The organism is Pseudochelatococcus sp. B33, assembly GCF_053570585.1.
The window spans coordinates 112,065-133,928 of sequence record NZ_JBSEFH010000015.1 but is presented as its reverse complement, the minus strand read 5'-3'; the positions used below and the strand labels follow the sequence as shown (position 1 = coordinate 133,928).

The 21,864-nt window shown below is 68.8% G+C and carries 21 protein-coding genes; 5 read left to right on the top strand and 16 right to left on the bottom strand.

Translation table 11 applies throughout. The features are described from left to right. Window positions 1-81 precede the first annotated feature (81 nt). From atpD to ACUSIJ_RS17665, 4 genes are all read left to right on the top strand, one after another. A complete protein-coding gene (gene atpD, locus ACUSIJ_RS17680; protein WP_449309730.1) occupies window positions 82-1,533 on the top strand; it encodes a F0F1 ATP synthase subunit beta in 1,452 nt (483 codons plus the stop codon). A gap of 80 nt (window positions 1,534-1,613) precedes the next feature. After that, window positions 1,614-2,015, top strand: a complete 402-nt coding sequence (locus ACUSIJ_RS17675) for a F0F1 ATP synthase subunit epsilon (protein WP_449309729.1) — start codon at window positions 1,614-1,616, stop codon at window positions 2,013-2,015. A 186-nt stretch (window positions 2,016-2,201) separates the two neighbouring features. Then, complete coding sequence (locus tag ACUSIJ_RS17670; protein ID WP_449309773.1) at window positions 2,202-2,813, top strand: nitroreductase family protein; 612 nt, start codon at window positions 2,202-2,204, stop codon at window positions 2,811-2,813. Window positions 2,814-2,921: 108 nt separating this feature from the next. Continuing rightward, window positions 2,922-3,620: an orotate phosphoribosyltransferase gene (locus ACUSIJ_RS17665; RefSeq protein WP_449309728.1), complete on the top strand. Its 699-nt coding sequence runs from the start codon at window positions 2,922-2,924 to the stop codon at window positions 3,618-3,620. Here the strand turns inward: ACUSIJ_RS17665 and ACUSIJ_RS17660 are convergent. Next, complete coding sequence (locus ACUSIJ_RS17660) at window positions 3,617-4,588, bottom strand: tyrosine recombinase XerC (protein WP_449309727.1); 972 nt, start codon at window positions 4,586-4,588, stop codon at window positions 3,617-3,619. The genes ACUSIJ_RS17665 and ACUSIJ_RS17660 overlap by 4 nt on opposite strands. A gap of 113 nt (window positions 4,589-4,701) precedes the next feature. Between ACUSIJ_RS17660 and ACUSIJ_RS17655 the strand changes: the two genes are divergently transcribed. Next, window positions 4,702-6,930, top strand: coding sequence for a primosomal protein N' (locus ACUSIJ_RS17655; protein ID WP_449309772.1), 2,229 nt, complete (start codon window positions 4,702-4,704; stop codon window positions 6,928-6,930). Window positions 6,931-6,996: 66 nt separating this feature from the next. Here ACUSIJ_RS17655 and ACUSIJ_RS17650 read toward each other — a convergent pair whose 3' ends face one another. The 15 genes from ACUSIJ_RS17650 to hisS form a co-directional block, all read right to left on the bottom strand. Further along, window positions 6,997-7,791: a lysophospholipid acyltransferase family protein gene (locus tag ACUSIJ_RS17650; protein ID WP_449309726.1), complete on the bottom strand. Its 795-nt coding sequence runs from the start codon at window positions 7,789-7,791 to the stop codon at window positions 6,997-6,999. A gap of 21 nt (window positions 7,792-7,812) precedes the next feature. Beyond that, window positions 7,813-8,187, bottom strand: a complete 375-nt coding sequence (locus ACUSIJ_RS17645) for a Fur family transcriptional regulator (protein WP_449309771.1) — start codon at window positions 8,185-8,187, stop codon at window positions 7,813-7,815. A gap of 337 nt (window positions 8,188-8,524) precedes the next feature. Continuing rightward, window positions 8,525-9,016, bottom strand: a complete 492-nt coding sequence (locus ACUSIJ_RS17640; RefSeq protein WP_449309725.1) for a GNAT family N-acetyltransferase — start codon at window positions 9,014-9,016, stop codon at window positions 8,525-8,527. Window positions 9,017-9,053: 37 nt separating this feature from the next. Further along, on the bottom strand, window positions 9,054-9,821 hold the full coding sequence (gene tsaB / locus ACUSIJ_RS17635; RefSeq protein WP_449309724.1) for a tRNA (adenosine(37)-N6)-threonylcarbamoyltransferase complex dimerization subunit type 1 TsaB: 768 nt from the start codon (window positions 9,819-9,821) through the stop codon (window positions 9,054-9,056). Between the two features lie 222 nt (window positions 9,822-10,043). Beyond that, entirely contained in the window at window positions 10,044-10,652 is a 609-nt protein-coding gene (locus ACUSIJ_RS17630; RefSeq protein WP_449309723.1) for a malonic semialdehyde reductase, read from the bottom strand. 142 nt (window positions 10,653-10,794) lie between these two features. Continuing rightward, window positions 10,795-11,358: a NifU family protein gene (locus ACUSIJ_RS17625; protein ID WP_449309722.1), complete on the bottom strand. Its 564-nt coding sequence runs from the start codon at window positions 11,356-11,358 to the stop codon at window positions 10,795-10,797. Between the two features lie 130 nt (window positions 11,359-11,488). Next, window positions 11,489-12,532, bottom strand: a complete 1,044-nt coding sequence (gene trpS, locus ACUSIJ_RS17620) for a tryptophan--tRNA ligase (protein WP_449309721.1) — start codon at window positions 12,530-12,532, stop codon at window positions 11,489-11,491. 143 nt (window positions 12,533-12,675) lie between these two features. After that, window positions 12,676-14,271, bottom strand: coding sequence for a murein biosynthesis integral membrane protein MurJ (gene murJ, locus ACUSIJ_RS17615; RefSeq protein ID WP_449309720.1), 1,596 nt, complete (start codon window positions 14,269-14,271; stop codon window positions 12,676-12,678). Between the two features lie 49 nt (window positions 14,272-14,320). Beyond that, complete coding sequence (locus ACUSIJ_RS17610) at window positions 14,321-15,121, bottom strand: class II glutamine amidotransferase (RefSeq protein ID WP_449309719.1); 801 nt, start codon at window positions 15,119-15,121, stop codon at window positions 14,321-14,323. Window positions 15,122-15,338: 217 nt separating this feature from the next. After that, window positions 15,339-16,973, bottom strand: coding sequence for a chaperonin GroEL (groL, locus tag ACUSIJ_RS17605; RefSeq protein WP_449309718.1), 1,635 nt, complete (start codon window positions 16,971-16,973; stop codon window positions 15,339-15,341). A 56-nt stretch (window positions 16,974-17,029) separates the two neighbouring features. Beyond that, window positions 17,030-17,317, bottom strand: coding sequence for a co-chaperone GroES (gene groES, locus ACUSIJ_RS17600; RefSeq protein ID WP_449309717.1), 288 nt, complete (start codon window positions 17,315-17,317; stop codon window positions 17,030-17,032). A gap of 177 nt (window positions 17,318-17,494) precedes the next feature. Beyond that, window positions 17,495-18,010, bottom strand: a complete 516-nt coding sequence (locus ACUSIJ_RS17595; RefSeq protein WP_449309716.1) for an META domain-containing protein — start codon at window positions 18,008-18,010, stop codon at window positions 17,495-17,497. Window positions 18,011-18,173: 163 nt separating this feature from the next. Then, a complete protein-coding gene (hisG, locus tag ACUSIJ_RS17590; protein ID WP_449309715.1) occupies window positions 18,174-19,160 on the bottom strand; it encodes an ATP phosphoribosyltransferase in 987 nt (328 codons plus the stop codon). After that, window positions 19,161-20,303, bottom strand: coding sequence for an ATP phosphoribosyltransferase regulatory subunit (locus tag ACUSIJ_RS17585; protein ID WP_449309714.1), 1,143 nt, complete (start codon window positions 20,301-20,303; stop codon window positions 19,161-19,163). Window positions 20,304-20,319: 16 nt separating this feature from the next. Then, window positions 20,320-21,846 (bottom strand): histidine--tRNA ligase, encoded by a 1,527-nt coding sequence (gene hisS, locus ACUSIJ_RS17580; protein ID WP_449309713.1) that lies wholly within the window; start codon window positions 21,844-21,846, stop codon window positions 20,320-20,322. Window positions 21,847-21,864: the final 18 nt, after the last annotated feature.

The window sequence follows — 21,864 nt, the reverse complement described above, 5'->3', positions numbered from 1 at the left end:
AATCTGGGGCGTTGCCGCGAGAGCCGGCGCCCGTGTGTTGGAAGTATGAGAGGCCCGGACGGGCTCGGACGGAGCTGCACCATGGTTAATGTTTCTTCGGCTAAAAATATCGGCCGCGTCACACAGGTGATCGGCGCGGTTGTCGACGTGCAGTTCGACGGCCAGCTGCCCGAGATCCTGAATGCGCTGGAGACCACCAACCGTGGCCAGCGGCTGGTGCTCGAAGTGGCGCAGCAGCTCGGCGAGAACACTGTCCGCACCATCTCGATGGACACGACCGAGGGTCTGGTGCGCGGCCAGGAGGTGCGGGACACCGGCGGGCCGATCAAGGTGCCGGTGGGCAACGGGACGCTCGGGCGCATCCTCAACGTCATCGGCGAGCCGGTGGACGAGGCCGGTCCGGTGGAGGCGGAGGATTACCGCCCCATCCACCAGCCCGCGCCGAGCTATGCGGAGCAGTCCACGGAAGCGCAGATCCTCGTCACCGGCATCAAGGTCATCGACCTGCTCGCGCCCTATTCGCGCGGCGGCAAGGTCGGCCTGTTCGGCGGCGCGGGCGTCGGCAAGACGGTGCTCATCCAGGAGCTGATCAACAACATCGCCAAGGCGCACGGCGGCTACTCGGTGTTTGCCGGTGTCGGCGAGCGCACCCGCGAGGGTAACGATCTCTACTATGAGATGATCGACTCGAAGGTGAACGTCGATCCCAAGGAAAACAATGGTTCGGCCGTCGGCTCCAAGTGCGCGCTGGTCTACGGCCAGATGAACGAGCCGCCGGGCGCGCGCGCCCGCGTGGCGCTGACCGGCCTTTCCGTCGCCGAGCACTTCCGCGATCAGGGCCAGGACGTGCTGTTCTTCGTCGACAACATCTTCCGCTTCACCCAGGCGGGTTCGGAAGTGTCGGCGCTTCTCGGCCGCATCCCGTCGGCGGTGGGTTATCAGCCGACGCTCGCCACCGACATGGGCGCGCTGCAGGAGCGCATCACCACCACCACCAAGGGCTCGATCACCTCGGTGCAGGCCATCTACGTGCCCGCCGACGACCTGACCGATCCGGCGCCGGCCACCTCGTTCGCCCACCTCGACGCCACCACCGTGCTCTCGCGCGCCATCGCCGAGAAGGGCATCTATCCCGCGGTCGACCCGCTCGACTCCACATCGCGCATCCTGTCGCCCCTGGTCGTGGGCGAGGAGCACTACGGCGTCGCCCGTTCGGTGCAGCAGGTGCTGCAGCGCTACAAGTCCCTGCAGGACATCATCGCCATCCTGGGCATCGACGAGCTGTCCGAAGAGGACAAGCTCACCGTCGCCCGCGCCCGCAAGATCGAGCGCTTCCTGTCGCAGCCGTTCCACGTCGCCGAGGTGTTCACCGGTTCGCCGGGCGTGCTGGTCAGCCTTGAGGACACGATCAAGGGCTTCAAGGGCCTCGTCGAGGGCAAGTACGACCACCTGCCGGAATCGGCCTTCTACATGGTCGGCACCATCGAGCAGGCGGTCGAGAAGGCGCAGAAGCTCTCCACCGAAGCCGCCTGATCCGGGACGGTGCGAGGCTATCGTGATATGGTGGGGCGCGTCCGCGCCCCGCGCGCTGGAGAGAGGTCGGGAGTACCGTCATGACTACCTTTCATGTCGAGCTGGTCTCGCCTGAAAATTTGCTGTTCGCCGGTCAGGCCGAGAGCGCCACGGTGCCTTCCGTCAGCGGCGAGATGACGGTGCTTGCCGGCCATGCGCCGCTGATGGCGGTGCTGAAGCCCGGCGTCGTCACCATCCGTGACGACCAGAAGACCGCGCGCCGCCTGTTCGTGCGCGGCGGCTTCGTCGACGTCAATCCTGCCGGCCTCACCGTGCTGGCCGAATACGCCGTCCCCGTCGAGGAGATCGACGTGGCCTCGGTCGAGGCGCAGATTCGCGATGCCGAAGAGGATATCCGCGATGCCAAGACCATCGAGGAGAAGCAGAAGGCTTCCGACAAGCTGGTGCAACTGCACGACCTGCGCGCCGCCGCCGGGCGGTGACACCTGCCGCATGGCGGTTGCGAAGGCGGCGCTTGCCGCCTTTTTTATTGGGCGGCGCGGGTTTGTGGCGCGGCGGACAGAAAATATGAACCACCGCCGCGCTATCTTCTTGTTTACGCATCAAACTTATCCAAAATGCGGTGCCCACTTTTCGGTTTGATGCTTTAGGGAAAGGGCAGGGATTTGGTGGACGAGAGCGTGCTGGAAAAAGTGTCGAAGCGGTTGAAGCGGCTTGAGCGCCGCCGTTCGGCCGCGCCGCTGCTGCTGGCGGAGCCGGGGCCCGACGCGGACATGCTGCGGCGTCTCATTACGATCGCCATGCGGGTGCCCGACCACGGCAAGCTGGAGCCGTGGCGGTTCATCGTGCTCGCGGGCGACGCCCGCCACGAGGCCGCGCGCCGGCTCGGCGCGGTCTATGACGGCGAAAATCCCGACGAGAGCGCCGACAAGCGCGCCAAGCAGATCGAAAAGACCGCCGCCACGCTGACCGCGGCACCCGTCGCGGTGATCGTCGTCAGCCGGGCGGACCCGGAAGCGCGCAAGCCCGAGTGGGAGCAGATCCTGTCCGCCGGCGCCGCATGCATGAACCTGTTGACCGCGGCGACGCTCGCCGGCTTCGACGGCGTGTGGCTCACCGGCTGGCCGGCCTACAGCGAGGGCGCGAAGCGGGTATTCGGCATCGGGGAGAAGGAGCGCGTGGCCGGCATCGTCCATATCGGCACGGCGAGCGAGGCCCAGAAGGACCGCTCGCGCCCCGACTTCGACGAGAAGGTGACGTTCTGGAAGCCGGGCGCCTGAGCATTGCCGGCCGATTACTCAAGCTGATTACCCTTGCCGAACCGCCCCTGACGTGATTGAAAGCGCGGCAATCCGCCGTTCGGTATCGTATTCCCGCAGGAGCCCAACATGACCACCTTGCCGCCTCCCGTCGATCGCGAGCTCATCGCGCGCCAGGCCGCCCGGATGCTGCTCGAGATCAAGGCGGTGCACTTCAACGCCGAGACGCCCTATATCTTCACCTCCGGCTGGGCGAGCCCGGTCTATATCGACTGCCGCAAGATCATTTCCTACCCGCGCCTGCGCTCGTCGCTGATCGACTTCGCCGCTTCCACCATCGTGCGCGAGATCGGCTACGAGTCGATCGATATCATCGCCGGCGGCGAGACGGCCGGCATTCCCTTCGCCGCCTGGATCGCGGACCGGTTCGAGCTGCCGATGCAGTATATCCGCAAGAAGCCCAAGGGGTTCGGGCGCAACGCCCAGATCGAGGGCGAGGTGAATGTCGGCGCGCGCACGCTGCTCGTCGAGGATCTGGCGACGGACGGCCGCAGCAAGGTCAATTTCGCCGAGGCGCTGCGCACGGCGGGCGCGCAGGTCGATCATTGCTTCGTGCTGTTCTTCTACGATATCTTCCCCCACAGCCGCGAGGTCATGGAGAAGCTCAACGTCAAGCTGCACTACCTCACCACCTGGTGGGACGTGCTGGCCGCGGCCAAGGACAGCGGCCATTTCGACGCCGGCGTGCTGACCGAGGTCGAGGGCTTTTTGAACAAGCCGGCGGAATGGTCGGCCGCGCACGGCGGCATTTCGTCGTTCGGGAGCTAACTTTTTCCCGCGCGGGGATGCGCGGCGTCATAGGCCGCCATCAGCCGCGCCGCGTCGACCTTGGTATAGCCCTGCGTCGTCGAGAGCGAGGCGTGGCCGAGCAGTTCCTGGATGGCGCGCAGATCGCCGCCGCGTGACAGCAGGTGGGTGGCGAAGGAGTGGCGCAGCGCGTGCGGCGTGGCGCTCGCCGGCAGGCCGAGAGCGCCGCGCAGCGACTGCATGGCGAGCTGGACGACGCGCGGCGACAGCGGCCCGCCTTTCTCGCCCCGGAACATCGGCTCGTCCGGCGCGAGCCTGAAGGGGCAACACGCCAGATAATCGGCGACCGCGGCGCTGACTTCGGCCAGCACGGGCACGGAGCGCATCTTGTTGCCCTTGCCGATCACCGTGACGCTGTCGCGCCCGTCGACGGGGGCATCCTGGCGCGCGATCGACAGCGCCTCGCTGATGCGCAGGCCGCAGCCGTAGAGCAGGGCGAACACGGCGGCGTCGCGCGCCAGCACCCATTGCGGCTTGTCCTCGCCGGCGCGCAGATCGGCATCGGTGACGGCGCGCGCCGCCTCGGCGCTCATCGGCTTGGGCAGGGTGCGGTTGACGCGCGGTCCGCGCACGGCGGTGAAGGCGGCCGCCTCGCCGCGCTCGGTGCGTTCCAGATAGCGGGCAAAGGAGCGCAGCCCCGCGAGCTGGCGCATGAGGCTGCGGCTGCCGACCTCGCTGCGCCGCCGTTCCGACAGGAAGGCGCGCAGGTCGGCGGGCCTCAGCGCCACGAGGCTCGCCAGCGACGGCGTCCCGCCGTGGTAGGCGGCGAGAAAGGCGAGGAACTGGCGCGCGTCGCGCTCATAGGCGACGACCGTCTTCGGCGACAGCCTGCGCTCGCTTGCGAGATGCGACAGCCACTCCGCGAAAGCGTCGCGCAGGTCGGGGCTGATGGCGGGGCTGACAGGCGGAATCGGGCTCGCGTCGTTCATGGCGCGATCATAGGCGCGTGCCGCCTAACCGCCGGTAAATCCCTCAGGCCCGGGCGGCCGCCGCCCGCTCGCGGGCTTTGCCCGGACGGCGCAAATCGCGTATGTCGAAGATCATGAACCAGCCCGCGACCCTGCCCCTGTCCGAGACGAGCGATACGCCGGCCCGCGTCGCGGATGTGCTGCTGCCGGTGGCGCTCGACAAGGCGTATTCCTATGCCGTGCCCGAAGGCATGACGCTCGCGGAGGGCGACGTGGTGCTGGTGCCGCTGGCGAAGCGCGAGACGACGGGCGTCGTCTGGACGATGCGTGAGGCGGGCGGCGCGGGCGGCAATCTGCGGCCGGTGATCGGGCGCATCGACGTGCCGCCGTTCAGCAAGCGCTTGCGCGACTTTCTGGACTGGATCGCCTGGTACACGCTGGCGCCGCGCGGGCTCGCCATGAAGCTCGCGCTGCGCGTGCCCGAGGGCGGCGGGCCGGACAATTCCCGCCTGCTGGAGCCGCCGCGCATCGGCGTGCGTCTGGCGGGGGCTGCGCCGGAACGCATGACGCCGGCGCGCCGGCGGGTGCTCGCGGCGCTCGCCGACGGCCACACGCTCGCGAAGCGCGATCTCGTGCACGAGGCCGGCGTGTCGACGACGGTGGTCGACGGCCTCCTCGACGAGGGCACGCTGGAGGCGGTGGCCCTGCCGCCACTGCCGGTGGCCCTGCCGCCCGATCCGGATTTTTTCCGCGCCGACCTCTCCGATGGGCAGAGCGAGGCTGCCGAAGCGCTCGCCGCCCGGGTGCGCGAGGCGCGCTTTTCCGTAACGCTCGTGGAAGGCGTCACCGGATCGGGCAAGACGGAAGTCTATTTCGAGGCCGTGGCCGAGGCCCTGCGGGCCGGGCGGCAGGCGCTGATCCTGATGCCGGAAATCGCGCTGACGGCCCAGTTCCTGGCCCGTTTCGAGGCGCGTTTCGGGGTGAGGCCGGCGGAATGGCACTCGGGCATCACGGGCAGGAAGCGCGCGCGCATCCACGCGGGCACGGCGGACGGCAGCGTGCGCGTGGTGGCGGGCGCGCGCTCGGCGCTCTTCATGCCGTTCCGCGATCTGGCGCTCATCGTCGTCGATGAGGAGCACGAGGCCGCCTACAAGCAGGACGACGGCGTCACCTACCACGCGCGCGACATGGCCGTGGTGCGCGGGCGCTTCGAGGAGGCCGCGGTGGTGCTCGCGTCCGCCACGCCCTCCATCGAGAGCAAGGTGAACGCGCGCAAGGGCCGCTATCGCCACCTCGTCCTGCCCGAGCGGTTCGGCGGCCGGCCGCTGCCGGTCATCAAGGCCATCGACCTGCGCCGCCATCCGCTCGAGCGCGGACGCTGGATCTCGCCGCCGCTCGTCGGGGCCATGAACGAGACGCTCGCCGCCGGCGAGCAGGCGCTGCTGTTCCTCAACCGGCGCGGCTATGCGCCGCTGACGCTCTGCCGCCATTGCGGCCACCGTTTCCAGTGCCCCAATTGCTCGGCCTGGCTCGTCGATCACCGCTTCCGGCGGGCGCTGGTGTGCCATCACTGCGGCCATGTCGAGCGCCGGCCGGAGATCTGTCCCGCCTGCCACGCCACCGACACGCTCGCCGCCTGCGGGCCCGGCGTCGAGCGGCTCGCCGAGGAGGTCGCGGAGGTGTTTTCGGACAAGCGCACCATCGTGCTGTCCAGCGACTTTCCCGGCGGCGCGGAGCGCATCCGGGCGGAGTTGCAGTCGATTGCCGATGGGGAATTCGACATCGTCATCGGCACGCAGCTCGTGGCCAAGGGGCACAATTTTCCCGGCCTGACGCTGGTCGGCGTCATCGACGCCGATATCGGGCTCGCCAATGGCGATCCGCGCGCGGCCGAGCGCACGTTCCAGCTCATGCAGCAGGTGACAGGGCGCGCGGGGCGTGGCGACAAGCCCGGCCGGGCGCTGATCCAGACCATGCAGCCCGGGCATCCGGTGCTGCGCGCCATCGTCTCGGGCGATGCGCCGCGTTTCTATGCGGCAGAAATCGCCGTGCGCGAGGAGGCGGGGCTGCCGCCCTTCGGCAAGCTCGCGGCGCTGATCGTATCGTGCCCCGACCGGGCTGAGGCGGAAAACCACGCCCGCGCGCTGGCGCGAGTGGCGCAGGCTCCCGCGAACGTCGTCGTCCTTGGCCCCGCCGAGGCGCCGCTGGCGCTCATCCGCGGTCGCTACCGTTTCCGGCTGCTGGTGCGCGCCGGCCGCTCGGTCGATCTGCAGGCCTACCTGCGCGACTGGCTGGCGCGCGCGCCGAAACATCCTGCAAAAGTACGCGTGGCGGTCGATGTCGACCCGCAGAGCTTCATGTAGGACCCATACAACGCTCCCGGTCTTCGACGGGGAGCGTGTGGGCTTCGCTCAAGCGCCGTGCGGGCTTCAGATCTTCCGCCCCCACGCCAGCGCCTCGCGCACGTTGGCGCGCACCTGCTCCTCGGCCCGGCGCGTGGCTTCCTTGCGGTCGGTGTCGGCGTTGAAGGGGATGGGATCGCCCCAGGTGATCTGGACGTCGATGGAGCCGCCGGCGAGAACCCCCTTGAGATGCGGCGCGAGTTCCATGTCGCCGTGCCAGGCGATGTCGGGCGCGTCGCCGCGCAGCACCGGCAGCCCGTCGCGGCGCACGTAGGTGATGGCGAGCGGCTGCAGCACCACGTCGCGCGCGCCCTCGCTCGCCAGCGCCTCGCGCGCCGCGCCGACGAGCGCCGAGCGGAAGGGGAGCACGCGGGTGCCGTCGCCGGTGGTGCCTTCCGCGAACAGCACGATGGCGTCGCCCGCCTGCAGGCGCTCGGCCACCGCGCCGTTGGTGCGGGCGGTGTCCGTGCGGCGGGTGCGATCGATGAACACGGTGCGCTGCAGCCGCGCCAGAAGGCTCACGACCGGCCAGGTGCCGACTTCGGCTTTCGCGATGAAGGACAGCGGCATCAGCGACGACAGCACGCAGATATCGAGCCACGAGACGTGGTTCGACAGGATGAGCGCAGCCTTGCCCCTAGGCGGCGCACCGCGCACGATGCGCCGGATGCCGAGCGTGGCGCAGACGATGCGGTGGTAGAGCATCGGAATGGTCCGCCGGCCGGGCAGGTTCAGCCGCAGCACGAGCCATTGCAGCGGGATGCCGATGATCGTCACCGGCAAGAGCACCGCGATGCGGCTGTAGAAGCGAAGCCTGCTCATGGTGCGCGGTTCATTCGTCGCTCATTTCGACTTGTCGTCGAGCGGCAGGGCATAGAGCTCCAGCCGGTGATGCACCAGCCGGTAGCCGAGCTTGCGGGCGATTTCGGCCTGCAGCGCCTCGATCTCGTCGGACTGGAATTCGATCACCGCTCCCGTGGTCATGTCGATCAGGTGGTCGTGGTGCTCGTTCGGCGCGCTCTCGTAGCGGGCGCGGCCGTCTCCGAACTGATGGCGCTCGATGATTCCCTGATCCTCGAACAGCTTGACCGTGCGATAGACGGTGGAAAGCGAGATGTTGGGATCGTCGCGCGTCGCGCGCCGGTGCAGCTCCACCACGTCGGGATGATCCTGCGCCTCGGCGATGATGCGGGCGATGATGCGCCGCTGGCCGGTCATGCGCAGGCCGTGCGTGCCGCACAGGCGCTCGATCGCGTTCTTTTCCCGGATCGCGCTTTCATTCTTGACGATTGTCCGCGACCGCGTCCGCCGGCCGGGCGCTTCCCCTCTGGCCGCTTCCCTGGCGGTTGCGTCAGCGGCGGCTGGTTTCCGGTTTGCGGGCATCGCACCTTTCCGCTGTGTCCGTGACGAAGGCGATAGTGTTGAACGCGACATGCCGAAACTCTACAGGAAAGCGCATCTTAAAGCATCAAGCCTCGAAACGGGTACCGTTATGCGCAGACAAACAGATAGCGCGGCGGGACCGATTCAGATTTCTGGTTTCTGGCCCTCTGCTTTAGCCCAGGGTTGCCCGCATTGCTATCGCGGTGGCCTTGGTGCCGTCGGGCTTGGGATAATAGCCCGGGCGGCGGCCGATCTCGGCGAAGCCCGCCCGGCGGTAGAGCGCCAGCGCCGGCTCGTTGCCCTCGTCGACCTCGAGAAACACCGCGCGCGTGCCGGCCCGCGACAGCCTGTCGAGATGCGCCGACAGCAGCGTCCACCCTGCGCCCTGGCCGCGTGTGCCGAGGTCGATGGCGAGCGTCAGGATTTCCGCCTCGTCCGCGACCAGACGCGACAGCGCGAAGCCGAGCAGCGCCGTGTCCGTGCCGAGGAAGACACCGTCGGAATAGATCGTGTCGGCGGCGATCATGCGCTCCAGTTCGAGCGTGTCCCAGGGTCTGGCGAAACTCGCCGCGTGAATGGCGGAAGCGCCGGCCGCGTGGTCGCCGGTGAGGGTGGCGATGTGGAAGGCGGGGCGGCGGGGAGGGAACAGATCTCGGAACATCATGCGATTGATACCGGAAATGGCCTTGTTCGAGGGAGAATCACTGGCGCGGCAGATGCGCCTTGTCCTGCGGCTTGGCGTCGGCGCCGCGCAGGTAGAGCGGCTTCGGCAGGGCCATGGCGGGGTCCGCGGCGAAGCCGAGGCGCGCCACCCAGCGGATGTCGGGCGCGGGCGCGACGTCGGCCATCTCCACGTCGAGGCCGATGGCCCGGATCTCGTCCACCAGGAGGGGGGCGGCCGGTCCCGTCAGGGTCACCGCGCTGGTGCCGAGCAGCCGCGCCGCTTCGCGGATCGAGAGATGGCGGGCGGGCACGATGACCCGGCCGCCCGGAGCCGTCGCCTGAAAATAGATCGCGCCGTGGCGCGCGTCGATGGCCGCCGCCAGCACCGGCTGGCGGGCGTCGGGCGTCACCACAAGAGGGGCGAGAAGGGCGGCGAGCGTCGATACGCCGACGACCGGCACGCCGACGGCGAGGCCGATGCCGCGCGCCGCCGCGATGCCCACCCTGAGGCCGGTGAAGCTGCCGGGGCCGACGGTGACGGCGACGCGGTCGAGCGCCGCAAGGCCTTCCCGCGCCGAACCGCCCGCCGATTGCGCCACGACGCGCTCGATCAGCGGCAGCAGCGCCTCGGCATGTCCGCGGTCGAGCAGCAGGCTTTCATGGGCGAGGATGCCGGCGGCGAGGGGATCGGAAGCCGGTGCGTCGTCCGGGGGCGTGTCGATGCCGGGCTGAGGAGGTTCCGCCCGCGTATCGAGCACGCAGGCGGCGCAGGCGCCAAGCGCCGTATCGATGGCCAGTACGCGCAAATCCGTCCCCCGAACACCCGCATCATGCATCGTCGCCGCCCAATCGGCGTTTCATGTATGATACGAAGCGGCGGGGATGTCACCCTCGGATCGGCACGACCGCCGAATCTGCCGGGGATGGCACGGCCCGACCGGCCGCGCCACAACGTGTGCATGATGTACATGGGCGATCGAGGTTGGCATTTAGCCATCGAATGATTCCATTCGATGGCTAAATGCGCATCAGACGATGCTGGCGTATTCGTCGAAATCGAGGCGCGGCAGGCGGTCGAAGAGAACGGACGGGTCGCCGTAGCCGACATTGATGAGGAAGTTCGACTTCACCTTGCCGTCGGGGAAGAAGGCGGCATCGACGCCGGCCTTGTCGAAGCCCGACATCGGCCCGGTGTCGAGGCCGAGCGCGCGCGCCGCGAGAATGAAGTAGGCACCCTGCAGCGTCGCGTTGCGGAAGGCGGTCTCCTCGGCCAGCGCAGCGCTGCTCGTGAACCACGACCTGGCGTCGGCATGGGGGAACAGCTTCGGCAGTTTTTCGTAGAACTCGGTGTCATAGCCGACGATGACGGTGGCCGGCGCCGCGAGCGACTTGGCGCGGTTGCCCTCGCTCAGCAGCGGCCCGAGCTTGGCCTTGGCCTCGGGAGACCGCACGAAGACGAATCGCGCCGGCGACGCATTGGCGCTGGTCGGTCCGAACTTGGAGAGTTCCGCGACCTGGCGCAGCAGATTGTCCGACACCGGGATGTCCTTCCACGCGTTATGCGTGCGGGCGGTGCGGAACAGCTGGTCGAGCGCCGCCGGATCGAGCGGCTGGTGGTTCACTCTGTCGGTCGTCATGGATGACCTCCGTTGACTGTGTGGAACAATGATCGACGAAGATCATATGCTGCGCCGCAGCAGGATGCCACGCATGGCGGACGGCATTGCCGTGCAAGCCACGCTTGCAATTTTGCAATCCGCAGGCCGGTGCGCCGGAGTGTCAGACCGCCTGAACCTCCTCGATCTCCGGCAGGAAGTGGCGCAGCAGGTTCTCGATGCCGTGGCGCAGGGTGGCGGTCGACGACGGGCAGCCCGAGCATGCGCCCTTCATGGCGAGATAGACGACGCCGTCGCGATAGCCGCGGAAGGTGATGTCGCCGCCGTCACCGGCGACCGCCGGGCGCACGCGCGTCTCCAGCAGTTCCTTGATGGTTTCGACCGTCTCCAGATCCTCGTCGTCGAAGAATTCCGCGCCGTCATCGTAGCCCGCCGGCCCGTGTCCGTCGGTGACGAGCGGCGCGCCGGAGAGGAAATGCTCCATGATCGCGCCCAGAATCGCGGGCTTGAGGTGCGGCCACTCGCCGCCCGTCTTGGTCACGGCGATGAAATCGGAGCCGAAGAAGACGTTCGACACTCCCTCGATATCGAAGAGCTGCAGGGCCAGCGGCGAATGTTCGGCTTCCGCCGGGGAGCGGATCTCGATGGGCGCGTCGGGCGATACGTCCCGGCCCGGCAGGAACTTGAGCGTCGCCGGATTGGGCGTCGTTTCGGTTTGAATGAACATGTTTTCCTCCTCACCAGACCGGTTCAAGGGCGGCGGTGACTCACCTCCGCCGGGAGACACCCGGCGGATCTTTTCCAATGTGGCGCTTTTCGCCCGTCCAATCAATGGGCGGGCGGCGCCGGGGCAGGCGTCAGCTGCGATCGCGCACGAAGCCGAGAATGTCCTTCACCGCATTGACGGTTTCGTCCGCCAGCACGCGGGCGCGGTTGGCGCCGTCGATCAGCACGCTGTCGATATAGGCCGGGTCGGCGACGAGGCGCTGCATCTCGGCGCCGATCGGCCCCAGCTTCTCGACGGCGACATCGACCAGCGCGCCCTTGAAGGTGGAGAACTGGCCGCCGGCGAATTCGTCGAGCACCGCCTCGCGCGTCCTGCCCGCGAGCGTTGCGAAAATGCCAACGAGGTTCTCCGCCTCGGGCCGGCCGGCGAGCTCCTCGACCGTCTCGGGCAGCGGCTCGGGGTCGGTCTTCGCCTTGCGGATCTTCTGGGCGATGGTGTCGGCATCGTCGGTGAGGTTGATGCGGGAGTAGTCGGAAGGGTCGGATTTCGACATCTTCTTGGTGCCGTCGCGCAGGCTCATGACGCGCGTCGACGTGCCCTGGATGAGCGGCTCCGGCAGCGGGAAGAACGTCTCGCCGAACCCGTTGCGGGCGATTGATTCGGCATAGTCGTTGTTGAACTTCTGCGCGATGTCGCGCGTCAGTTCCACGTGCTGCTTCTGGTCCTCGCCCACGGGCACCACGTCGGCGCGGTAGGCGAGGATGTCGGCGGCCATCAGCGCGGGATAGGCGTAGAGGCCGAGCGAGACGTTCTCGCGGTCCTTGCCGGCCTTCTCCTTGAACTGCGTCATGCGGTTCATCCAGCCGATGCGGGCGATGCAATTGCATATCCAGGCGAGTTCCGCGTGCGCCGACACCTGGCTCTGATTGAAGACGATGTGCTTCACCGGGTCGACGCCGGAGGCGATGAAGGCGGCCGTGACCTCGCGGATCTGGCGCGTCAGCGCCTGCGGATCCTGCGGCACGGTGATGGCGTGCAGATCGACGACGCAATAGATGCAGTCATACTGCTCCTGAAAGGCGACGAAGCGCGAGATCGCGCCGAGATAATTGCCCAGATGCAGGTTGCCGGTGGGCTGCACGCCGGAAAACACGCGTTGCTTCAAGACGGACATGGTGGCGTCCTATCCCTTTCATTCGATGTTGTCGTCTGTCGTCGGCGGCGAGGCTGCTTTCGCTCACCGGGCGGGTTATCGCAGGCGCGCGCGGTTTCGCAAGGAAAATCCGCAACCGAAATCCGCAACCGGCATCCGTTCGCTCATCGCCGGCGTTTCAGCGGCAACGCGTTGAGCGCGCCCAATGTCCGCAGCGCCTCGAGGTAGACGAGCACGCCGCCGATGATAAGCGCCGCCAGGACAGCCCCGCGCAGCAGCACGGGGTGGCGGGGGTCGAGCCACGAGGCCGCGAGGCCGTCGGCGGCGGCGACGATCAGGCCCATCAGGAGGGCGGCCGCGGAGAGCCGCGCGAGCCGCGAACCCGCCTGTCCGCTCCAGGCGATCTGCGCCCGCCCGAGCACGACGAGCACCAGTGCCTGCGCCCAAAGCCCCAGGCTCGCCGCGAGCCCGATGGTGCCGAACGGCACCGGCGCGCCCGTGAAAGGCGAGCGCCATGTCACCGCATCGCCCCACAGGCCCGACAGCAGAAGCCCGCAGCCGAGCGTGACGAGGACGCCGGCCAGTCCCGCCGCGAGCGGCGGCCGGACTTCCCTGCGGGCGAAGAAGGGCTGGCTCAGCACCTTGCTGGCGCCGGCCGCCGGCAGGCCGATCGCCAGTGCCATGAGCAGCGCGGCGGTGGCCCTGCCGTCCGTTGCGGTGAAGGCGCCGCGCTCGAACAGCACCGATACGATCGAGGCGCCGAGCGCGATGAGCCCCGCTGCCGCGGGCAACGCCAGCGCCAGCGCGCCGGTGAGGTAGTCGGTCAGCGCGGCGGACAGCGCCGGCGTCCCCTGCCGCCCCGCCACGAATTCCGGCAGCAGCACCACCCCCGCCGCGACGCCGATGAACGACAGCGGCAGCTGGAACACCCTGTCGGCGTAGTAGAGCCACGATACCGCCGATGGCTGGCCGGAAGCGAGCGCCATGGCCGCGAGCAGGATGATCTGCGTCATGCTGCTCGCCACGAGGGCCGGGATCGCGAAAGCGACCAGCCGCCGGGCGTCGGCGTCGAGCCGCGGCGGGGGCAGCGGTGGGCAATCGGGCATGCGCGCCGCCGCCCATGCGACGATGGCAAGATGCAGCAGGCCGGAGAGGCTGATCGCCACGGCAAGCCAGGCGCCGGTCGCCGGGTCGTCGGCCGTCCCGCCGCCGGGCAGCAGCAGGAGGGCTGCGATCAGCACGCCGTTGACCAGCGCCGGCGCCACGGCCGCGGCCATGAAGCGGCGTTCCGCGTTGAGCAGCGCCGCCAGCAGCGAGGCGAGGCCGGTGAAGGCGATGAACGGCAGCGCCAGCCGAGTGTAGCACACCGCAAGCGCGAACCTGTTCGCATCGTCGCCGAAGCCGGTGGCGACCGCGAGCACGAGCGCCCCCGCCGCGAGCTCCGCGAGGCCCGCGAGCGCCGCGAAGAACAGGGCGGCGTTGACGATGGTGCGCCCCGCGAACCGACGCGCGGCTTCCTTGCCCTCGCGCGCCGCGACCTCGCCGTAGAGCGGCACGAACCCGGCGTTCAGCCCGCCTTCGCCGAGCACCCGCCGGATGACGTTGGGAATACGGAAGGCGACGAGAAAGGCATCGGCGACCACGCCCGCGCCGAGCACCCCCGCGATCAGCACATCGCGCGCGAACCCCAGGAGGCGCGATGCCACGGATGCCGCGCCGACGGCAGCCCCCGCGCGTGCGACAGACCGGAAGCGCGACATCGTCTAGGCTCGGGAGAAGGACATGGTGCGTGCGTGACCGGAACCGCGATCACGCGGCAAGCGGCCAGGAGCCGCCGCCGATGACGAGCGATTCGCTCGTCGCGCCGAGACCGCGGCGGATCGTGGTGACCGAATTGTCCGGCACCAGGGTCCACGCATCGCGCAGGTTGTCGAGCGGCTCGGAAGCGATGATGGTCGCCCCCGGCCGCTCGCGCATGTAGAGGCGCGGCGTGTGTCCGTCGCAGGACGTGCGGAAGGCCCAGATGGTCTGGCCGTCGGTCAGGATGGCGACGAACCGCAGCGCCTCGGCGATCTGCGCGGCGAGCATGAGCTCCTTCGTCCGCGCCATGACCGTCCCCACGGCCGCGCCCGGACTCTTGCCGGCTTCCATCTGCGCCAGAACGAGCAGGAACAGCAGTTCGGAATCGGTCGTGCCGGCGCGCTGATCGAACAGCTCGTCGGGCAGCAGCGCCTCGAGCCGGCGCCGCACGCGGTGATAGGAGCCGACCTGCCCGTTGTGCATGAAGGCGTAGCGTCCGCAGGCGAACGGGTGGCAGTTGGCGCGGGTCGTCGCCGTGTGCGTCGCCGCGCGCACATGCGCCAGGAACAGCGGCGAGCGTACCTGCGCGCACAGCGATTGCAGGTTCTCGTCCGACCACGCGGGACGCAGGTCCCGGAACAGCCCCGGCTCGTCGCGATCGCCGTACCAGGCGAGCCCGAAGCCGTCGCCGTTCGTCGCGGTCTTGCCCTCGCAGGCATGCAGGGATTGCCGCACCAGAGAGTTCTTCGGCGCGCAGACGAGAGCATCCATAAAGGTCGGGTCGCCAGAGTAGGCGAGGAGACGGCACATGACGCCTATATCATGTAAGCGGAAAAGCCATCAGGCAAGTGAAATCATATAAATTCCAGCATAAGAAGCGGAAATAACCGACTGAGGCGGCGCGGCATGCGTGCAATGCATGGCAGCCCGAACAGAGGAGATTGGCAAGACAAAAAGCCGGCCCCTTTCGGGGCCGGCGCGATTGTCCGGATGGCCCGCAGCGCATCGTGCGGGCGTTGGCGGGCGATCAGAAGTCGCCGCCGAAGCCGCCGGGAGCGCCGGCCGGAAGGGCGGGCTTTTCCTTGGGCAGTTCGGCGACCAGCGCCTCGGTGGTGACGATGAGGCCGGCGACGGAGGCCGCATCCTGCAGGGCGGTGCGCACGACCTTGGCGGGGTCGACGATACCGGCCTCGATCAGGTCCACGAACTCTTCCGTCTGGGCGTCGAAGCCGTAGGTCTGGGAGTCGCTGTCGAGGATCTTGCCGACCACGATCGCGCCCTCGACGCCGGCATTGGCGGCGATCTGGCGGACCGGCGACTCAAGCGCCTTCAGCACGATCTCGATGCCGGCCTTGATGTCGGGGTTCTCGGTGGCGAGCTGCTCCACCGCGGCCTTGGCGCGCAGCAGGGCGACGCCGCCGCCGGGGACAATGCCTTCCTCGATCGCGGCGCGGGTGGCGTTCAGCGCGTCGTCGACGCGGTCCTTGCGCTCCTTCACCTCGACTTCCGAGCCGCCGCCGACGCGGATGACCGCCACGCCGCCGGCAAGCTTGGCGAGACGCTCCTGCAGCTTCTCGCGGTCGTAGTCGGAGGTGGTCTCCTCGATCTGGGCCTTGATCTGGGCGACGCGGCCGTCGATGTCTTCCTTGGCGCCGCTGCCGTCGATGATCGTGGTGGCTTCCTTCTCGATGCGCACGCGCTTGGCGCGGCCGAGCTGGGCGAGCGTCACGTTCTCGAGCTTGATGCCGAGGTCCTCGGAGATCGTCTGGCCGCCGGTGACGATGGCGATGTCCTCGAGGATGGCCTTGCGACGGTCGCCGAAGCCCGGCGCCTTGACGGCCGCGACCTTCAGGCCGCCGCGCAGCTTGTTGACGACGAGCGTCGCGAGCGCCTCGCCCTCGACGTCCTCGGCGATGATGAGCAGCGGCTTGCCGGTCTGCACGATGGCCTCGAGCACGGGCAGCAGCGGCTGCAGCGACGACAGCTTCTTCTCGTGGATGAGGATGAAGGGGTCCTCGAAGTCGACGATCAGCTTCTCGGCGTTGGTGATGAAGTAGGGCGAGAGATACCCGCGGTCGAACTGCAGACCCTCGACCACGTCGAGCTCGGTCTCGAAGCTCTTGGCCTCCTCGACCGTGATCACGCCCTCGTTGCCGACGCGCTCGACGGCCTCGGCGATCAGCTTGCCGATCTCGGCCTCGCTGTTGGCCGAAATGGTGCCGACCTGCGCGACTTCCTGCGAGTTGGCGAGCTTCTTGGCGCGGGCCTTGATGTCCTTGACGGCCGCGTCGACGGCGAGGTCGATGCCGCGCTTCAGGTCCTGCGGGTTGAGGCCGGCGGCAACCGCCTTGGAGCCCTCGCGCACGATGGCCTGGGCGAGAACGGTCGCGGTCGTGGTGCCGTCACCGGCCTGGTCGTTGGTCTTCGACGCGACTTCACGCACGAGCTGCGCGCCGAGGTTCTCGAACTTGTCCTCGAGCTCGATCTCCTTGGCGACGGTGACGCCGTCCTTGGTGATGCGGGGCGCGCCGAACGACTTCTCGATGACGACATTGCGGCCCTTGGGGCCGAGCGTCACCTTGACGGCGTTGGCGAGGGTGTCGACGCCGCGAAGGAGGCGCTCGCGCGCGTCGGCGGAAAATTTCACGTCCTTGGGAGCCATAACTCTTGATCTCCTGCTAACTGAATCTGATGGAAGAAAAAACCGGTCGCGACCGCTCAGCCGATGATGCCGAGGATGTCCGATTCCTTCATGATGAGGAGGTCTTCGCCGTCGATCTTCACCTCGGTGCCGGACCACTTGCCGAACAGCACGCGGTCGCCTTCCTTGACGTCGAGCGGGATGCGCTCGCCGTCCTCGTCGCGGGCGCCAAGCCCGGCGGCGACGATGACGCCTTCCTGCGGCTTCTCCTTGGCGGTGTCGGGGATGATGATGCCACCCTTGGTCTTCTCCTCGCTCTCGACGCGACGGACGACCACACGGTCATGCAACGGACGGAATGTCATGGATCCGCTTCCTCTTCAAAGCATGCGCGCAAGGCGCGCGGTATGGTGGATGTTGCAGCCTGTTAGCACTCGACCGAGGAGAGTGCTAACGGATGAGGCGAAGGTAGTTTCACCCCGGCATCCTGTCAAGGGAAGAGAAACGGACTTTTTGTGATCGCGGAACGGCGCGGAACGGCGTCAGAGCGAGCGGTCGGCGCGGATGGTGCCGGCGGAGCCCTGGAGCACGAGCTGGCCCTTGACGATGTCCCATTTCTGGCTCATGCGCAGCGCCAGCATGAAGGCACGCTCGGCCGCGTCGATCGCGGCGCCGCAGCTTTTGCGCGTCATGGCGAAGGGGCTCACGGCGAAGCCCTGGGAGCGCAGCGGATAGGCCGTGGCGGAAAAGGTGTTGCATCCGCCGAAGCCGCGCAGCTGATACTGGCTGTCGAGGGTGAAATAGGGCCGGCTCCGGTCGCCCGGATAGGCCTTGCCGTTGAGCTCGAGGGCCGCCCACGACGTGCCGACCGGAAACTGCTTTTCCTGCTGCTGGGGCACGGCCTGCCTTCTGCCTGGCTCGTTGCCGCGCATCATGCCGGGATCGTTGTTGTTCTGCGCCGGGGCGACGGAGGCGGTGAGGAGAGCCGTGCCGACCGTGACGAGCATCGCGGCCCTGCGGAATTTGGGCGAGGCGGACGTGAAAGGGGCATGCTTCATGGACGTTTGGACTCGAAAGCTCGACGGCGCTGACCGTCATGACGGGAACAGAACGCCGCAAACCATATCCGCGCGGCGCAAGTGAGGCAATGATACAAGTGAGGCGATCGTGCAAATGAGGCGATCGTGAAGTCGTGGCGGGCAGAACCCGTCAAAGCCCGCATCAGCCCGCCGCCTCGGCGCCGATGCGCGCCAGCAGGCGTTCGATCAGCGGATTGGTGCGGCGCAGCACCCAGTCCACGGAACGCACGGTCACGGGATCGGCTCCGGTCCGCGCCAGCAGGTCCGCCAGCGCGAAAACCTGTCCCACCGGGCAGTGCAGCACGACCGTGCCGCGCGCGTCGGGCAGGCCGAAGGGCAGGCTCGCGCCGAAGCGCCCGGCGAGGTCGTCCGGCAGTTGCGCGTCGGCCGGCAGCACGGCGGTGAGCTCGCGGATGGTGCGCGCCTCCTCCTCGGCCGCGATGCGGGTGAGGATGGTGCGCGCCGCCCGCCGCGCCGCGCCGGACCAGGTGGCGGAAACGGAGGCGACCAGATTGGCCTGCGAGCGCAGGATCACGCCGTCGTCGATGACCTTGAGCGCGTTCGCCGCCAGCGTCGCGCCGGTCGTGGTGATGTCGACGATGATCTCGGCCGTGCCCGCGGCGGGCGCGCCCTCGGTCGCGCCGAGGCTCTCCACGATGCGGTAGTCGCTGACGCCGTGGTCGGCGAAGAAGCGGCGCGTCAGGTTGACGTATTTCGTCGCCACCCTGAGGCGGCGTGCGTGGCGCTGGCGGATATCGGCGGCGACGTCGTCGAGGTCGGCCATGGTGCGCACGTCGATCCAGGCCTGCGGCGCGGCCACCACCACGTCGGCGAAGCCGAAGCCGAGCGGCGCGACGAATTCCACCACCGCGTCGGCGTCCGCGAGCTGCTCGCGCAGCAGGTCCTCGCCGGTGATGCCGAGATGCGCCGCCCCCGTCGCCAGTTGCCCGACGATGTCGGAGGCGGAGAGAAACGCCACTTCCACATCCGCGAGGCCCTTGATCGCGCCGCGATAGTCGCGTGCGCCGCCGGGGCGCACCAGCTCAAGCCCGGCGCGGGCGAAGAAGGCGAAGGCGTTTTCCTGCAGGCGGCCCTTGGAGGGAACGGCGATGATCAGGGGCGCGCTCATCTACTGGCCTCCCGTGGCGTTGTCGGCGTCGAGCCGGTCGATCCAGATGGCGAAGCCCACGGCCGGCACGGGCTCGGGCGCGCCGAGGTGCGTCAGCAGGCTGTCGTAGCGCCCACCGCCGAGAATGGGCCGCGTGTCCGGCTGCCGGCTGTCGTGGATCTCGACGATGAAGCCCGTGTAGTAGTCGAGGTTGCGGGCGAAGCCCGCAGCGAAAACGATTGCGCCGACATCGAGGCCGCGGGCGGCGAGGAAGCCGGTGCGCGCCTCGAACGATTCGAGCGCCGCATCGAGGTCGATCCGCGCCTCGCGCGCCAGATCGCGAATCGCGGCCGCCGCCATGTCGGGATCGGCCTCGATGGCGAGGTAGCGCGCGAGCATCTCGCGCTGCCTGTCGGTGAGGTCGCCGCCGTTGCGGTCGGCGGCGCGGGCGAGGAAGCGTTCGGCGATCTCGCCGGCCGACCGTCCGCCGACGCTGCTGATGCCGGCGATCGACAGCACGTCCTCGACGAAGGCGCGCGCGGCGGTCGGGTCCTGCCCCTCGATGGCCGCGAGCAGGCCCGCGTGGTCGGAAGCCGCGCCGTTCCGGCCCGCGCGCTCGCCGTTGGCCCAGTCGAGCGGCCGTCCCTCCGCCACCGCCCGCAGCACGCGCCGGCGCTGCGCGGCCGACACGCCGAGCGCGTCGAGCACGGCGCGCAGCAGGCCGACGTCGCCGAGGCGCACGGAAGGCTCGGTGACGCCGAGGCCGGTCAGCGCCTCGAAGCCCAGCGCCACGACCTCCGCGTCCGCCGCCTCGCGGTCGGTGCGGCCGAAGGATTCGATGCCCGCCTGGGGGAATTCCCCCGCCCGGCCGGCACGCTGGCGGAACACCGGGCCGAGATAGCTCAGCGAGGCTGTGGCCTCCGGCCCGCGCGAGGCGAGGTAGTCGCGGCTCACCGGGATGGTGTAGTCCGGCCGCAGGCAAAGCTCGTTGCCGTCGGAATCCTGCGTCAAAAACATATGGCGGCGGATGTCCTCGCCCGAGAGGTCGAGGAACACATCGACCGGCTGCAGCACCGAGGGCTCGATGCGCCGATAGCCTTCGCGCGCGAAGAGCGACAGCAGCGCGCCCGCCCGGTCGGTGGCTTTTTTCGATGCCTGTGTCATGTTGCCCTCTCGACCGTCAGCCGCCCTGGCGCGCCAATACGCCGCGCACGGCCTCCACCAGCTCGGATTCGCTCACCGAAAACTGCGCCAGACGCTGCGCCTTGTAGGCAGCGTTGTCGAGGTCCTGCCCCGCGTGCGCCGCCTGCTCGGCGCCCGCGACGAGATCCTTGATCTGCACGGTGCCCTCGGCCCGCTCGTTCGAACCCTGGATGACGACGGCCGGGCTCTGGCGCCGGTCGGCGTATTTCATCTGCGCCTTGAGGCCGGAGGAGCCGAGATAGAGTTCGGCCCGGATTCCCGCCTCGCGCAGCCGCGTCACGAGGCGCTGGTAATGGGCGATCTCGTCGCGGTCGAGCACCAGCACCACGACCGGTCCGGGCGGCGCCGCCCCCTGCACGATGGGGCTGCCGACGATCTTGAGCGCCGCGAGCAACCGCGATACGCCGATGGAGAAGCCCGTGGCCGGCACCGGCTCGCCCCGGAAGCGGGCGACGAGCCCGTCGTAGCGGCCGCCGCCGCCGATCGAGCCGAAGCGCACCGGCTGGCCGTCCTCGCCCGCAACGGTGAACGTCAGCTCCGCCTCGTAGACCGGGCCGGTGTAATATTCGAGGCCGCGCACCACCGCGGGGTCGATGGCGAGGCGCCCGTCGTCGTAGCCCGCAGCAGCCACCAGCGCCGCGATCTCGCGCAGTTCGGCAACACCCTCGAGACCGCGACCCGAACCCCCCACCACCTTTTCGAGATTACCGAGCGTCTCCCCGGCGCTCGCGCCGCGCGCGGCGGTGAAGGCGAGCACGCGCGCGATCTGGGCCGGATCGAGGCCGGCGCCCTTGGTGAAATCGCCGCTCTCGTCCTTGCGGCCCTCGCCGAGCAGCAGCGCCACGCCGTCTGGCCCGAGCCGGTCGAGCTTGTCGATGGCGCGCAGCACCGTCAGGCGCCTAGCGGCGTGCACGTCGTCGCCAAGTCCGATGGCCTCCAGCACGCCGTCTAACACCTTGCGGTTGTTGATCTTCACGGCATAGGCACCGCGGGCGATGCCGACGCGCTCCAGCGTATCGGCCGCCATCATGCAGATTTCCGCGTCGGCCGAGACGGAGGCCGCGCCCACGGTGTCGGCGTCGAACTGCATGAACTGGCGGAAGCGTCCCGGCCCCGGCTTCTCGTTGCGAAAAACCCAGCCGGCGCGATAGCTGCGGTAGGGCTTGGGCAGGGTGTCGTAGTTCTCCGCCACGTGGCGGGCGAGGGGGGCCGTCAGATCGTAGCGCAGCGACAGCCATTGCTCGTCGTCGTCCTGGAACGAGAACACGCCCTCGTTCGGCCGGTCCTGATCGGGCAGGAATTTGCCCAGCGCGTCGGTGTATTCCACGAACGGGGTCTCGACCGCGTCGAAACCGTAAAGCTCATAGGTCTCGCGGATATGGGCCAGCATGCGCTCGGTGGCGGCGATATCGGCCGGTCCACGGTCGGCGAAGCCGCGCGGCTGGCGGGCGAGCAGCTTTTGCGGTTTCTGGTTCTCAGACCCGGAATTCGCAGAAACGGACATGGCAGGAAACGGTTTCCA

Coding starts and splice junctions, on each gene's coding strand:
- groL (WP_449309718.1), bottom strand. CDS start 16,973: ATGGCTCCCAAGGACGTGAAATTTTCCGCCGACGCGCGCGAGCGCCTC.
- ACUSIJ_RS17585 (WP_449309714.1), bottom strand. CDS start 20,303: ATGACACAGGCATCGAAAAAAGCCACCGACCGGGCGGGCGCGCTGCTG.
- ACUSIJ_RS17595 (WP_449309716.1), bottom strand. CDS start 18,010: ATGAAGCATGCCCCTTTCACGTCCGCCTCGCCCAAATTCCGCAGGGCC.
- ACUSIJ_RS17645 (WP_449309771.1), bottom strand. CDS start 8,187: ATGACCGGCCAGCGGCGCATCATCGCCCGCATCATCGCCGAGGCGCAG.
- groES (WP_449309717.1), bottom strand. CDS start 17,317: ATGACATTCCGTCCGTTGCATGACCGTGTGGTCGTCCGTCGCGTCGAG.
- trpS (WP_449309721.1), bottom strand. CDS start 12,532: ATGTCCGTCTTGAAGCAACGCGTGTTTTCCGGCGTGCAGCCCACCGGC.
- ACUSIJ_RS17650 (WP_449309726.1), bottom strand. CDS start 7,791: ATGAGCAGGCTTCGCTTCTACAGCCGCATCGCGGTGCTCTTGCCGGTG.
- ACUSIJ_RS17610 (WP_449309719.1), bottom strand. CDS start 15,121: ATGTGCCGTCTCCTCGCCTACTCTGGCGACCCGACCTTTATGGATGCT.
- atpD (WP_449309730.1), top strand. CDS start 82: ATGGTTAATGTTTCTTCGGCTAAAAATATCGGCCGCGTCACACAGGTG.
- ACUSIJ_RS17640 (WP_449309725.1), bottom strand. CDS start 9,016: ATGATGTTCCGAGATCTGTTCCCTCCCCGCCGCCCCGCCTTCCACATC.
- ACUSIJ_RS17675 (WP_449309729.1), top strand. CDS start 1,614: ATGACTACCTTTCATGTCGAGCTGGTCTCGCCTGAAAATTTGCTGTTC.
- murJ (WP_449309720.1), bottom strand. CDS start 14,271: ATGTCGCGCTTCCGGTCTGTCGCACGCGCGGGGGCTGCCGTCGGCGCG.
- ACUSIJ_RS17630 (WP_449309723.1), bottom strand. CDS start 10,652: ATGACGACCGACAGAGTGAACCACCAGCCGCTCGATCCGGCGGCGCTC.
- ACUSIJ_RS17625 (WP_449309722.1), bottom strand. CDS start 11,358: ATGTTCATTCAAACCGAAACGACGCCCAATCCGGCGACGCTCAAGTTC.
- hisG (WP_449309715.1), bottom strand. CDS start 19,160: ATGAGCGCGCCCCTGATCATCGCCGTTCCCTCCAAGGGCCGCCTGCAG.
- ACUSIJ_RS17660 (WP_449309727.1), bottom strand. CDS start 4,588: ATGAACGACGCGAGCCCGATTCCGCCTGTCAGCCCCGCCATCAGCCCC.
- ACUSIJ_RS17655 (WP_449309772.1), top strand. CDS start 4,702: ATGAACCAGCCCGCGACCCTGCCCCTGTCCGAGACGAGCGATACGCCG.
- ACUSIJ_RS17665 (WP_449309728.1), top strand. CDS start 2,922: ATGACCACCTTGCCGCCTCCCGTCGATCGCGAGCTCATCGCGCGCCAG.
- hisS (WP_449309713.1), bottom strand. CDS start 21,846: ATGTCCGTTTCTGCGAATTCCGGGTCTGAGAACCAGAAACCGCAAAAG.